The organism is Leifsonia sp. PARNA 1/14, assembly GCF_055720965.1.
The window spans coordinates 315,163-327,489 of sequence record NZ_JBVQSP010000002.1; the positions used below are offsets into that span (position 1 = coordinate 315,163).

Annotated in this window: 12 protein-coding genes; 9 read left to right on the plus strand and 3 right to left on the minus strand. The window is 69.4% G+C overall.

Going from position 1 to position 12,327, the window contains the following annotated elements; genetic code table 11:
- Nucleotides 1–59 precede the first annotated feature (59 nt).
- Nucleotides 60–1,643, plus strand: a complete 1,584-nt coding sequence (locus AC0HS0_RS06495) for a Na+/H+ antiporter (RefSeq protein WP_472962581.1) — start codon at nt 60–62, stop codon at nt 1,641–1,643.
- 6 nt (nt 1,644–1,649) lie between these two features.
- Here AC0HS0_RS06495 and AC0HS0_RS06500 read toward each other — a convergent pair whose 3' ends face one another.
- Complete coding sequence (locus tag AC0HS0_RS06500) at nt 1,650–3,125, minus strand: LssY C-terminal domain-containing protein (protein WP_472962583.1); 1,476 nt, start codon at nt 3,123–3,125, stop codon at nt 1,650–1,652.
- A gap of 45 nt (nt 3,126–3,170) precedes the next feature.
- On the opposite strand from AC0HS0_RS06500, the gene AC0HS0_RS06505 reads away from it, so the two are divergent.
- From AC0HS0_RS06505 to AC0HS0_RS06515, 3 genes are read left to right on the plus strand one after another with little or no spacing between them, the layout of a single operon-like run.
- Complete coding sequence (locus AC0HS0_RS06505; protein ID WP_472962584.1) at nt 3,171–3,947, plus strand: isocitrate lyase/PEP mutase family protein; 777 nt, start codon at nt 3,171–3,173, stop codon at nt 3,945–3,947.
- A 47-nt stretch (nt 3,948–3,994) separates the two neighbouring features.
- Nucleotides 3,995–5,017, plus strand: a complete 1,023-nt coding sequence (gene acuI / locus AC0HS0_RS06510) for an acrylyl-CoA reductase (NADPH) (protein ID WP_472962586.1) — start codon at nt 3,995–3,997, stop codon at nt 5,015–5,017.
- Nucleotides 5,018–5,043: 26 nt separating this feature from the next.
- The gene (locus AC0HS0_RS06515; protein WP_472962587.1) at nt 5,044–5,424 is read left to right on the plus strand and encodes a DUF1304 domain-containing protein; all 381 of its coding nucleotides are present in this window, start codon (nt 5,044–5,046) and stop codon (nt 5,422–5,424) included.
- Between the two features lie 15 nt (nt 5,425–5,439).
- On the opposite strand, the gene AC0HS0_RS06520 is transcribed toward AC0HS0_RS06515, so the two are convergent.
- Nucleotides 5,440–6,660 carry an FAD-dependent oxidoreductase gene (locus tag AC0HS0_RS06520; protein WP_472962589.1) on the minus strand — a complete coding sequence of 407 codons (1,221 nt, stop codon included), beginning with the start codon at nt 6,658–6,660 and terminating at the stop codon, nt 5,440–5,442.
- 24 nt (nt 6,661–6,684) lie between these two features.
- Here AC0HS0_RS06520 and AC0HS0_RS06525 point away from each other — a divergent pair, with 24 nt between their 5' ends.
- Nucleotides 6,685–7,074 carry a DUF1304 domain-containing protein gene (locus AC0HS0_RS06525; RefSeq protein ID WP_472962591.1) on the plus strand — a complete coding sequence of 130 codons (390 nt, stop codon included), beginning with the start codon at nt 6,685–6,687 and terminating at the stop codon, nt 7,072–7,074.
- 4 nt (nt 7,075–7,078) lie between these two features.
- Here the strand turns inward: AC0HS0_RS06525 and AC0HS0_RS06530 are convergent, their stop codons facing one another.
- The gene (locus AC0HS0_RS06530; protein WP_472962592.1) at nt 7,079–7,465 is read right to left on the minus strand and encodes a hypothetical protein; all 387 of its coding nucleotides are present in this window, start codon (nt 7,463–7,465) and stop codon (nt 7,079–7,081) included.
- 167 nt (nt 7,466–7,632) lie between these two features.
- Between AC0HS0_RS06530 and AC0HS0_RS06535 the strand changes: the two genes are divergently transcribed.
- The 4 genes from AC0HS0_RS06535 (at nt 7,633) to AC0HS0_RS06550 (ending at nt 12,325) form a co-directional block, all read left to right on the plus strand.
- Nucleotides 7,633–8,814: an ROK family transcriptional regulator gene (locus AC0HS0_RS06535; RefSeq protein WP_472962594.1), complete on the plus strand. Its 1,182-nt coding sequence runs from the start codon at nt 7,633–7,635 to the stop codon at nt 8,812–8,814.
- A gap of 149 nt (nt 8,815–8,963) precedes the next feature.
- Nucleotides 8,964–10,082: an ABC transporter substrate-binding protein gene (locus AC0HS0_RS06540; RefSeq protein ID WP_472962595.1), complete on the plus strand. Its 1,119-nt coding sequence runs from the start codon at nt 8,964–8,966 to the stop codon at nt 10,080–10,082.
- 147 nt (nt 10,083–10,229) lie between these two features.
- A complete protein-coding gene (locus AC0HS0_RS06545; protein ID WP_472963531.1) occupies nt 10,230–11,075 on the plus strand; it encodes an ATP-binding cassette domain-containing protein in 846 nt (281 codons plus the stop codon).
- A complete protein-coding gene (locus AC0HS0_RS06550) occupies nt 11,072–12,325 on the plus strand; it encodes a sugar ABC transporter permease (protein WP_472962596.1) in 1,254 nt (417 codons plus the stop codon). Before AC0HS0_RS06545 ends, AC0HS0_RS06550 begins: the two co-directional genes overlap by 4 nt.
- The last annotated feature ends 2 nt before the right edge of the window (nt 12,326–12,327 follow it).

Consider the following 12,327-nt stretch of genomic DNA (forward strand, 5'->3'; position numbering starts at 1 on the left):
CGAACGGGATCGCCGGGAACCATTGCTGCCCCTTTCGCGTTGCGGCCATCATGAACACCATGGATCCGGTCTCCACCATCGTCTGGATCGTGTCGTTCGTCGTCGTGACGGTCACGGTCACGGGGCTCTCACGCCGCGTGGGCTGGTCGGCGCCTGTCGTCCTGGTGGTCGTCGGCGCGATCGCGTCATTCATCCCCGGGGTCCCGCAGGTGGCCCTCGAGCCCGAGGTGGTGCTTTACGGTCTGCTGCCTCCGCTGCTCTTCGCGGCGGCCATCCAGACCTCCATCGTCGACGTCAGAGCGAGGCGCGACGGCATCCTGCTGCTCTCCGTCGGACTGGTGGTGTTCACCGTCGTCGTCGTCGGGTTCACGACCTGGCTCGTGGTTCCGGCGATCACGGTCGCCGCGGCCTTCGCCTTCGGCGCGGTCGTCGCCCCGACCGACACGGTCGCCGTGACGGCGATCGCGGGACGCGTGCACCTCCCCCGGCGACTCGTGACCGTGCTGGAGGGCGAGAGCCTGCTCAACGACGCCACCGCCCTCGTGGCGCTGAATGCGACGATCGCGGCGATCGTCAGCGTCGTCAACCCCTGGGCGATCGCGGGCGACTTCGTGATCGCGGTCGTGGTCGGCGTCGGGATGGGCCTGCTGGTCGGGTGGGTGCTGTCGCTGATCCGCAAGCAGCTGCGGTCACCCGTGCTCGACACCTCGCTCGGCCTGATCACGCCCTACCTGGCGTTCATCCCGTCGCAGTTCCTGCATGGCTCCGGCATCCTGTCGGTCGTGGTCGCCGGTCTCTACCTGGGCTATCGCTCGCCGACCATCCAGACCGCGGAGGCCCGGATCGCGGAGACGATCAACTGGCGGACGATCGAGTTCCTGCTCGAGAACGCCGTCTTCCTGTTCATCGGGCTCGAGCTCTCGAGCATCCTCAACTCGGCGTTCCGCTCCGGGATCACCGTGGCCGAGACAGTGTGGATCAGCATCGCCGTGGTCGTGGCGCTGTTCCTCGCACGGTTCCTCTGGATGCTCGCCACGACCGCCCTGTACCGCTTCGGGCCGCAGAGACTCCGCGAGCGCGGCTGGACCTGGCGGACGGGCATCGCGGTGTCGTTCGCCGGCATCCGCGGAGTGGTGACGCTCGCCGCCGTGTTCCTCCTGCCCGCCGAGACGCCGCACCGGGAGTTCCTGCAGTTCCTCGCGTTCGTGGTCGTGGTGGCGACCCTCCTCGAAGGGCTCGCCCTGCCGTGGGTCATCCGCCGGCTCAGGCTGCCTGCACCCGACTTCGCGCAGGAGGCCGGCGAGATGCAGCGGCTGCTCGCGGAGGCGCAGTCCGCGGGGCTGGAGCATCTGGAGTCGCAGGTCACGGGAGAGGAGGACGACCGGGTCATCGAGCGGCTGCGCATCAACGCCGTGTTCCTCTCCGATGCCCTGGAGAACCCGACGCCGGAGGACACAGAGGACGCGCCGCTCGAATACCGACGGCTCCGGAGGTCCATGATCGTCGCCGAACGTCAAGCGGTGCTCGACGCGCGGGCGGAGGGGCGCTACCAGGAGTTGGCGGTGCGCTCGGTGCTGGCGTTCCTGGACGCGGAGGAGTCGGCGCTCAAAGCCGGAGGGACCGACGGCAAGAAGCTGATGTGAGCGGCCTCAGCGGACGGTCGTATCGTCGGCGGGTGCGTCGGCCGCGGCGAGCGCCTCGGCCTGCTCCCCGGCCGCACCTCCGACCGCCTCGCGCGATCGCGCCCCGGGCCGCCGTGCCCACACCCGCGCACGCTGCGACGACAGGGCGAGCACCACGAGGATGTCCAGGGGCAGCCCCAGGATGTTGGTGTGCAGCGTCACCTGCTGCCCGCCGTCGAAGAAATCGACCGCCGCCAGCACGACGAGCAGCGCGCTGTACGACATGGAGGCGATGCGCGCCCAGTTGCTGCCGCTGAAGACGAGCAGGGCGAGGGCGAAGTAGAACACGAGCCCGGCCGCGAACATGCCCATCGCTATCCCGAACACCAGGTCGGCGCTCTGCTGCTCGGACGCGGTCAGCGCCTCGCCCGTCGTCGAGACCAGTTGCGAGCGGATGAACTCCGGCCACGCGAGCACGGTGAGCACCACGGTCAGCACACCGGCGAGCACGCGCAGCACCATGAGCAGGAAGCCGAGGGTCGTCGGCACGGGCCGCCGCTCGGCGCGCGCGAACCGACGCTGGTCGGCGCCGGCCGCCCGCGCCACCGCCCACGGCTCCACCGTCACCGCCGTGAGGTCGATCACCGGGAGGTCGCCGTCGGTCTCGATGCTGTCGCCGCCCCCGTTGCGCGCGTGGTAGCCGGACGAGAAGTCGCGGATGACCGACACCTCCGCCCCGACCGCCGCCTCCCGCAGCGTCGAGACGATGTGGTCGCGTTCGATGTCGGTGTTCGCGTCGATCTTGTGCGTGATCTGCAACGTGAAGAGCGAGAACCCGACTGACCGGTCGAACGTGCCGGCGGCCAGCCAGTCCACGCGATGTCCGCCGGGCAGGAGCCACCCCTCCGGGCAGCGCCAGAACCGCACGTGATGCCGCTTGGCCGGGTTGCCGAGTACCTCCTGCTGATACGCGAGGTCCTGCTGGTGGCCGAACAGGAACAGCGGACTCACCGGCGCCTCGTCGTAGCTGCGACGCAGCAGTGTCGACGTGATGATGCGGCGGCTGGAGGCGGCGGTGACGTCGTCAGCGCGGGTCCAGCCCGCGGCCGTCATGGCCTCGTCGAGCTGCGCCTCCGACCCCAGCAGTGCCAGGTTGATCGGGTCGCCGAGCAGGCCGTCGCTCGTGCGGGCCCTTCCGATGAAGTAGTCGGGCACATAGATCTGGGTGAGGATGCGGTGCAGCCGCGGCAGCACCAGGTACGCGAGCACGATCCAGAACAGCAGGAAGAAGAGGACCAGGAACCAGCCCCACCCGAAGCTCTCGGTGAGCACGAGCCACGCCAGCCAGACCGCCGCGACGCCGCCGAAGACGAAGAAGACGTTGTCGACGACTGCGTTGACGGACACCCGGCGACCCGTGGCCGACAGGGTCTTGGGCGGCTCGGGTCCCGGCGCCGCGGGCTCACCCCGTGGCGGCCCTCCCGGCTCCCCGGCGCCCACCATGGGGCCATCCTAGAGGCGCTGAGGCGCTGGTCGTAGGGTGGCGTCATGACCTCGATCACCGAACGCGGCGCCGAGCTGCGCCGACTGCACGACGCACCCGAGCTGCTCCAGGTCGTCAACGTGTGGGATGCGATCAGCGCGAAGGCCGTCGCCGCCCTGTCGGAGACGAGGGCGCTGGCCACGGCCAGCCACTCCATCGCCGCGACCCTCGGCTACGAGGACGGCGAACGCATCCCGCGCGAGCTCATGCTCGACATGGTCGGCCGCATCGTCGCCACGACCGACCTCCCCGTGAGCGCCGATCTGGAGGCCGGCTACGGCGACGCGGGCGAGACCATCCGCCGGGCGATCGGAGTCGGCGCGGTCGGCGCGAACCTGGAGGACCAGGTGCGCCCCTTCGACGAGGCCGTCGCCGCGGTGCGCGCCGCCGTCGCGGCGGCCGACGCGGAAGGCGTGCCGTTCGCACTCAACGCCCGCACCGACGTCTTCATCCGCGACGGGTTCCCCACGGCCGCCGAGAAGACCGAGGAGGCCATCCGGCGCGGCCGGGCATTCCTCGACGAAGGTGCGACGTGCGTCTTCGTGCCCGGACGGCTCGACGAGGAGACGGTGTCGCGGCTGGTCGGAGGCCTGGGCGAGCGCAAGCTCAGCGTCATCGCGGTGCCCGGCTCGCTCTCCCCCGCCCGGCTGCACGAGCTCGGCGTGTCCCGGGTGTCGTACGGCCCCTGGACGCAACGGGTCGCGCTCGCCGCGTTGCAGCGTACGGCGGCGGAGCTGTACGCAGGCGGGGAGCTGCCTGACGGCATTCCGGTATTGAACTGACACGTCTCGACCTACCGCAGTTCCGACGCACCGACCGAAGGAGAGCCATGGGCGACTTCCGCGCCATCGTCATCGAGCAGGAGACCGAGGGCAGCCGCATCCTCGCCCACACCGCGGAGGTCCGGCAGCTGACCGACGCGTTCTTGATGCCCGGCGACGTGACGGTCGCCGTCGAGTTCTCCGACCTCAACTACAAGGACGGACTGGCAATCGCCGGGCGGCCGGGCGTCGCGCGGGTGTCGCCACTCATCCCGGGCATCGACCTGGTGGGCGTGGTCGAGTCGTCGGAGGACCCGCGCTGGCAGCCGGGAGACCGCGTCGTGCTCAATGGCGACGGCATCGGCGAGAACCACCACGGCGGCCTCGCCGAGCGCGCCCGGGTGCGCGGCGACGCTCTCGTCCGGGTGCCGGACACGCTCCTGAACGAGCAGGCGGCGGCGATCGGCACAGCCGGCTTCACCGCGATGCTCGCCGTGCTCGCCCTGGAGCGCAACGGCGTCGATCCCGACGACGTGCGCTCGTCGGGATCGAGCGTGCTGGTCACGGGCGCGGCGGGAGGTGTCGGCTCGGTCGCGGTGTCCGTCCTGGCGAAACTGGGATACCCGGTTACGGCCTCAACCGGCCGCGCGGAGGAGCAGGGCGGCTACCTGACCGATCTCGGCGCCACGGACATCATCGACCGGGCGGAGCTCGCCGACCCCGGCCGGCCGCTGCAGACGCAGCGCTGGGCCGGCGCGATCGACTCCGTCGGCAGCCACACGCTGGCGAACGTGCTCGCGCAGACCCGCTACGGAGGCACGGTCGCCGCCTGCGGGCTCGCCCAAGGCGGCGACCTCCCGGCGACCGTCACGCCGTTCATCCTGCGGGGCGTCACGCTGACCGGCATCAACTCGGTGGAGGCGCCGCTCGCGCTCCGCGAGACGGCATGGCGACGGCTCGCGACCGACCTCGACGAGGAGGCCCTGGCGGCGATGACCCGGTTCATCACGCTCGCCGAGGCGATCCCGGCCGCCGAGGACATCCTGGCGGGCCGGCTGCACGGGCGCACCGTCGTCGATGTCCGGGCCTGACCTCCGCCCTGCCGTAGGCTGACCGCATGATCGTCCTCGCGACCGTCGTCGTCACCCTGGCAGCAGCCCTGCACATCGGGATCTTCGTGATGGAGAGCGTGGCCTGGGCGCGGCCCGCTGTCTGGAAGCGCTTCGGCGTCGCCGACCAGGCCGCGGCCGACACCACCCGGCCGATGGCCTACAACCAGGGCTTCTACAACCTCTTTCTGGCGATCGGCGCGATCATCGGGCTGATCCTGTTCGGCGTCGGACTGCACGCCGCGGGCCTGGCCCTCATCTACTTCACCATGGCGAGCATGCTCGCCGCGTCGATCGTGCTCGTGACCACGGGCCGCGGTTACCTCCGCCCCGCGATCATCCAGGGCGTGCTGCCGCTGATCGGAATCGTGCTGATGCTGTTCTCCTGAGCCGCCGGCGCGGGCTCAGCGGAGTTCGGGCGCGACCGACTCGGGTCGCAGTCCGCGCCCGATCAGCCGGGCGGTGACTCGCTGGGCGAACGGCGTCGCGGCGGCGATCGCCAACCGCACCCCCGGAGGCGGTGGCGACGGCAGGATCGGCCCCGCGCCCGGCCGCGAGATGCGACGGTGCGCCGCCAGCTGGATGCGCTGCATCCATTCCACCGCGGGCAGCCGGCGCCGCTGCAACGCGTCCAGCAGCCGCAGGTCGACCGGGCCGTCGCGCAGCGGAGCCGCGAGAGCGTTCGCCGTCGCCACGGCATCCTGCACCGCGTAGTTCACGCCGACGCCGAACGCCGGGGACATCGCATGAGCGGCGTCGCCGATCGCCAGGAACCCGTGCCGGTACCACCGCGGCAGCCGGTCGATCTGCACGCTCAACAGTTTGAGCGGCTCCCAGTCGGTGATCGTCTCCAGCGACTCCCGGAGGAACGGAGCCGCACCGGCGACTGCGGACCGGAACGCGGGGAGGCCGGCCTCGCGCAGCGCGTCGATGCCCCCCTTCGCGATCACCAGCCCGGTCTGGAAGTAGTCGCCGCGGTCGATCGTGACGACCATCGCGCCGCCGCCGAGATACGCGAGGGTCGAGGGCTGCGTCACGGCCGGCTTCGGCAGCCGGAACCAGATCACGTCGATGGGCACCCCGAAGCGACGCGGGCGGAGGCCGGCAGCGGCGCGCAGCACGGAGTCGCGCCCGTCGGCCGCCACCGTGAGGTCGGCCTCCACCCGCAGCTCGCCCTGCGGCCCGCGCGCCCGGAGCCCGCGCACGATGTCGCCCTCTCGGATCAGGTCGGTCGCCTCCGTCTGCAGCACGAGTCGGAAGTTCGGATACCGTTCGCCCTCCTGCGCGAGAAAGGTCAGGAAGTCCCACTGCGGCGCCAGGACGAGGAAGTCATCCGGCGGTTTCAACCTCCCGAAGTCGATCGGGTGCAGCCGCGTGCCGTCGACGACCGCGTCGAGTGTGCGGATGCTGTTGTGCGGAAGACCGAGGAACGCGTCGCGCAATCCCAGCTCGCCGAGAACCCCGACCGTCGACGGGTGGATGGTGTCGCCGCGGAAGTCGCGGAAGAAGTCGGCGTGCTTCTCGAGCACCACCACGTCGAGACCGGCGCGCGCGAGGAGGAGTCCGAGCATCATGCCCGCCGGGCCGCCACCGGAGATGGCACAGGACGCCTGCATCACTTCCATGATCCCGAAGCGTATCCTCCCCACATGGCGATCATCGGATCCGTTCTCATCGCACTCGCGGTGATCGTGCACCTCGTGTTCTTCGCCATGGAGAGCATGCTGTGGTCGTCGCCGAACGTGTGGCGCCGATTCGGGATCGCGGACCAGCGGGATGCCGACGTCGTGCGGCCGATGGCCTACAACCAGGGCTTCTACAATCTCTTCCTCGCCGCCGGCGGCGCGGTCGGCCTGGTGCTGTACTGGACGACGCTGCGCCACGTCGGATTCGGCCTGATCTTCTTCACCGGAACGTGCATGGTGCTCGCCGCTATGGTTCTGCTCACCACCGGCCGCCGCTACTGGCGCGCTGCACTGCTGCAGGGCCTCCCGCCACTCGTCGCGCTCGTGCTGTTCTCGATCGCGCACGCGGGGTGACGCGTCAGTCGATGATCTCGCCGTCGGCGGGGATCTCGGTGACGTCGACGCGCAGCGCCTCCACCAGCTTGGCGGCGTGCGGGGTCGAGACGATCACGCGCGAGAACTCCTCGCCGTCGAGGTCGACCACGACGGCCGCGCGCTGCTTGCCCTTGATGAGCAGGAAGTCCTTGCCTCCGTGGAACTTCCAGGTTCCGACCGAGAGCGTGAGCGGAACGGCTGCTCCCGGGGCCCGGATACCGCGGATCCAGATCCACGGGTCTTCGGTGATGGCCACCGACCGGATGCTGTCGCGGGGGATCACCAGATCGTCCCTGCGCATGGACAGCACCTTCTCGGCCCGCGTGAGATGGATCTCCAGGCGATCGGGGTGAACGTGCAGGTCGGCCATAGGTCTATCCTGCCCGGCGGCCGCCGCCGATGGGTGTCGTGAATCTCACAAAGCCATAACCGTTGCCTTGGAGGACGGAAAGGACCGTGAGGGCGCACGGACCGTTCCGCAAGCCGTGCGTGGACTCTCATCATGTGCTTCTCGGCGTGCCATGTATCCTTCTCGTCGTGGCAACGCAGCGGCGGACTCCGGGCTCGCAGACTTCACTTCGTGAAGCCAACCGGGCTCGAATCGTCGACGCCATCAAAAAGCACGGAGGCCTGACCCAGGTCGAGCTGGCCGGCGCCACAGGCCTCTCCCCGGCCACGGTCTCGAACATCGTCAAGGAGCTGTCCACCTCCGGAGTGCTGCATACCGCGCAGAGCATCCGCTCCGGCCGCCGCGCCCAGCACGTGACCCTCGCGCACGCGCTCGGCCTGGTCGTCGGGGTGCATTTCTCCACCCGCCACCTCCGGGTCGCGCTCGCCGACGTCGCCAACACGGTGGTCGCGGAGAACCACATGCCGCTGGCCAAGGACCACCGCGCGGACAACGAGCTCGACAAGGTCTCGATGCTCCTGACCGACATGCTCGACTCCGTCGACGCGTCGCGCGACGAGGTGCTCGCCATCGGACTCGCTGTGCCCGCTCCGCTCGACCGCGCCACCGGCACCATCGCCCGCAGCGGCATCATGCGCGGCTGGGACGGCGTGGTCATCGCCGACGCCCTGGAGCGACGCGTCAAGCGGCCCGTGTTCATCGACAACGCGGCCAACCTCACGGCGCTCGCGGAGTCGCGGCTCGGCGCCGGGCGCGGTAAGCGCACCACGATCACGCTCGACGTGGGCGACGGGATCGGCGCGGGGCTCCTCCTCAACGGCCAGCTCTTCCGCGGGAACAACGGCGTCGCCGGCGAGTTCGGCCACACCACGATCCGCGAGAACGGCCCGCTCTGCCGCTGCGGCAACCGCGGCTGCCTGGAGGCGCTCGCGGGAGGCCCCGCCATCCTGGACGAGCTGCGCGACCACCTCGGCAGCCTCAAGCTGGGCGACGTCGTGCTGCAGGCCATGGCCGGCGACGCGCGCTGCATCCGCGCCATCGCCGACGCAGGCAAGCACATCGGGATCGCCACGGCGAACCTGTGCAACCTCCTGGACCCCGAGCGGGTCGTCGTCGGCGGCGAACTGGCGCGGGCCGGCGAGCTGCTGCTCGGCCCGATGCGGCATGCCGTTGAGCGTTCGATCATCGTGAACGAAGACCTGATGCCCGACATCGTCCAGGGGCAGCTCGGGGTGCGGGCGGCGACGCTGGGAGCGGTCGCCCACGCCGTCGACAGCCTCTCGATCACCAGCGTCGGAGTGGCCGTGTGACGGTCGGCCCCCATCCCGGACGCACCATGCCCCCCGTCCGTGACGAACCGTTATCGAAAGCTTGAATTCAAGTATTGACGCCAAGCGCGCCGCCCTGACACACTCAACCCAGCCGCCAACGAAGGCGGCCTCGAATCGGAGGTTTTTCAATGAAGATCGCCACCAAGAGAGCGGTCGTCGCATCCGCCGCGATCCTGGCCACAGCCCTCACGCTCACAGCATGTTCGAACGGTTCCGGCAATTCTTCGACGAACAACGCGTCGGACGCCGCGAACGCCAAGATCGGCCTCCTCCTCCCCGACTCGGTCACCGCTCGCTACGAGTCGGCCGACAAGCCGTTCTTCGAGGCGAAGGTCAAGGACCTCTGCTCCGGCTGCCAGGTGCTCTATGCGAACGCAGACGGCGACGCCAGCAAGCAGCAGCAGCAGGCGGAGTCCATGCTGACGCAGGGCGTCAAGGTGCTCGTCCTCGACCCGTTCGACGGTGAGGCGGCCGCCTCGATCGTCGGCGAGGCGAAGGCCAAGAACATCCCGGTCATCTCCTACGACCGCCTCATCAACAGCCCCGACCTCAACTACTACATCTCGTTCGACAACGAGAAGGTCGGCAAGCTGCAGGCCCAGGCGCTCGTCGACAAGCTGAAGAAGGACAACGTGGCCTCGGGCAGCGGCATCCTGATGGTCAACGGCTCGCCGACCGACAACAACGCGACACTCTTCAAGAAGGGTGCGCACAGCGTCATCGACTCCAGCGGCTTCAAGGTGCTGGCCGAGTACGACACACCAGGATGGGACCCCGCCAAGGCCCAGGACTGGGTGGCCGGTCAGGTCTCGCAGTTCAAGGACCAGATCAAGGGCGTCTACGCGGCCAATGACGGCACCGGCGGCGGTGCGATCGCGGCCATGAAGGCGGCCAACGTGACCCCGCTCCCGCCGGTCACCGGTCAGGACGCCGAACTCGCGGGCATCCAGCGGATCCTCGCCGGCGACCAGTACATGACGGTCTACAAGGCGCTCCAGCCCGAGGCCGAAGAGGCGGCGACCCTCGCCGTCGCTCTGACGAAGGGTCAGAAGCCGTCCGAGAAGACCACCGAGGTCGCCACGGCGGGCGGCGCGAAGATCGCGTCGATCCTGTTGAACCCGGTCGCTGTCACCACGGACAACATCGAGTCCACGGTCGTGAAGGACAACTTCTACGGCCCCGACTCCGCCTCGAAGATCTGCACCGCGGACTACAAGGCGGACTGCGACAAGTACGGCATCAAGTAACCACCGAGAGCAGTACCCACCCGGCCTGGGGAGGCGGACATCCGCCCTCCCAGGCCGGGTGGTTCCGCCATACAGTTAGCAAGAAAGCACGCGAACGATCGCGCAGCGTGATCGACAGCGTCAGGCCCGAAGGAGAACGCCGTGACGATGGAATCCGCGGTCACCGACCAGGATCGGTCCAGCCGAGAGCCCGTCCTCTCGCTCCGAGGCGTCTCGAAGGGATTCGGTGCCGTCCAGGCGCTCACCGACATCCACCTCGACGTCTACCCCGGCGAGGTGGTCGCCCTCGTCGGAGACAACGGAGCGGGCAAGTCCACCCTGGTCAAGATCCTCGCCGGCGTGCACCCGCAGGACTCGGGCACCATCACGTTCGACGGCCAGGACGTCAACATCCCCTCGCCCGCCGCCTCCCGCGCGCTCGGCATCGCGACGGTGTTCCAGGACCTTGCGCTCTGCGACAACCTCGACGTGGTGTCCAACCTCTTCCTGGGCCGCGAGATCACCCACGGCACCCTCGACGAGGAAGAGATGGAGAAGCGGTCGTGGAGCCTGCTCCGCCAGCTCTCGGCGCGCATCCCGTCGGTGCGGATCGCCGTCGCGTCGCTCTCGGGAGGCCAGCGCCAGACGGTCGCGATCGCCCGCTCCCTGATCGGCGACCCGCGCATCGTCATCCTCGACGAGCCCACCGCCGCCCTCGGCGTCGCTCAGACCGCCGAGGTCCTCAACCTCATCGAGCGTCTCCGCGAGCGCGGCCTCGGAGTCATCCTCATCAGCCACAACATGGCCGACGTGCAGGCGGTGGCCGACCGCGTCGCCGTTCTGCGTCTCGGCCGCAACAACGGGGACTTCCGGGTTCCCGACGTCAGCTATGAAGAGATCATCTCGGCGATCACCGGTGCGACGGACAACGTCGTCTCGCAGCGCGCCGGACGCATCGAGGAGCGCGTAGAGCTCATCGAGCGCGAGAGCACCGAAGGGAAGCAGGACCGATGACCAAGGCAACCGAGACCCCGGCCCAGGTCGCGGCCGACCTGCAGGACGAACGGCTCATCAGAGACGAGGGGCTCACCGGCGCCGCGCGCGCGTTCGGGCGCCGGGTGCGCGGAGGCGACCTGGGCTCCCTGCCGGTCGTCGTCGGCCTCATCGTGATCTGGGTGGTCTTCCAGATTCTGAACCCCAACTTCCTGAGCGCCAACAACCTGGTCAACCTGACCCTCCAGTGCGCCGCGATCGGCACCATCTCGATCGGCATCGTGCTCGTGCTGCTGCTCGGCCAGATCGACCTGTCGGTCGGCTCGGTGAGCGGCGTGGCCGCGGCCATCCTCGGTGTCGGGTTCACCCAGTTGCACTGGCCGCTCGCGTTGACGGTCATCGTCGCGATCCTCGCGGGATCCGCGATCGGCTTCCTCTACGGCATCCTCTTCACCCGGTTCGGCGTGCCGAGCTTCGTGATCACGCTGGCCGGCCTGCTCGGCTTCCTGGGCGTCCAGCTCTGGATCCTCGGCCCGAACAGCTCGATCAACATCCCCTACGACTCGTGGATCGTGAAGTTCGCGCAGCAGACCTTCCTGCCGCCGTGGGCGGCGTACGCGCTGGCCGCCATCGCTGCGATCGCGATGTTCTGGTCCGACTGGCGCCGCAACACGCGCCGACGCAAGGCCGGTCTCTCCGAGGGCTCGATGGCCGTCGTGCTGATCAAGGCCGTGCTCCTGCTGGTCGGCCTGTGCATCGCCGTCTGGTACCTGTCGACCGACCGCGGCACCGGGGCGATGTTCCTGTTCTTCGTGATCCTCGTGATCATCATGAACTTCTTCCTCACCCGCACGAAGTGGGGCCGTTCCGTGTTCGCGGTCGGAGGCTCGGTCGAGGCCGCACGCCGTGCCGGTATCAAGGTGAATCGCATCTTCATCAGCGTGTTCATCCTGTGTTCGACGTTCGCCGCCATCGGCGGGCTGCTGGCCGCGGCGCGCCTCGCGTCGGTGAGCGCCGGCTCCGGTGGCACCGACACGAACCTGAACGCCATCGCGGCGGCGGTCATCGGCGGCACCAGCCTCTTCGGAGGCCGCGGATCGGCCTGGTCGGCGCTGCTCGGCATCCTGGTCATCCAGTCGATCTCCAACGGCTTGACGCTGCTGAACCTCGACTCGTCGTACCGCTTCATGATCACGGGCGCCGTGCTGCTGCTCGCGGTCATCATCGACTCGCTGTCCCGCCGCTCGCGCGAATCGCACGGGCAGGCTTAGCG

Coding starts and splice junctions, on each gene's coding strand:
- AC0HS0_RS06520 (WP_472962589.1), bottom strand. CDS start 6,660: ATGGAAGTGATGCAGGCGTCCTGTGCCATCTCCGGTGGCGGCCCGGCG.
- AC0HS0_RS06495 (WP_472962581.1), top strand. CDS start 60: ATGGATCCGGTCTCCACCATCGTCTGGATCGTGTCGTTCGTCGTCGTG.
- AC0HS0_RS06500 (WP_472962583.1), bottom strand. CDS start 3,125: ATGGTGGGCGCCGGGGAGCCGGGAGGGCCGCCACGGGGTGAGCCCGCG.
- AC0HS0_RS06530 (WP_472962592.1), bottom strand. CDS start 7,465: ATGGCCGACCTGCACGTTCACCCCGATCGCCTGGAGATCCATCTCACG.
- AC0HS0_RS06540 (WP_472962595.1), top strand. CDS start 8,964: ATGAAGATCGCCACCAAGAGAGCGGTCGTCGCATCCGCCGCGATCCTG.
- AC0HS0_RS06525 (WP_472962591.1), top strand. CDS start 6,685: ATGGCGATCATCGGATCCGTTCTCATCGCACTCGCGGTGATCGTGCAC.
- AC0HS0_RS06550 (WP_472962596.1), top strand. CDS start 11,072: ATGACCAAGGCAACCGAGACCCCGGCCCAGGTCGCGGCCGACCTGCAG.
- AC0HS0_RS06515 (WP_472962587.1), top strand. CDS start 5,044: ATGATCGTCCTCGCGACCGTCGTCGTCACCCTGGCAGCAGCCCTGCAC.
- AC0HS0_RS06505 (WP_472962584.1), top strand. CDS start 3,171: ATGACCTCGATCACCGAACGCGGCGCCGAGCTGCGCCGACTGCACGAC.
- acuI (WP_472962586.1), top strand. CDS start 3,995: ATGGGCGACTTCCGCGCCATCGTCATCGAGCAGGAGACCGAGGGCAGC.
- AC0HS0_RS06545 (WP_472963531.1), top strand. CDS start 10,230: ATGGAATCCGCGGTCACCGACCAGGATCGGTCCAGCCGAGAGCCCGTC.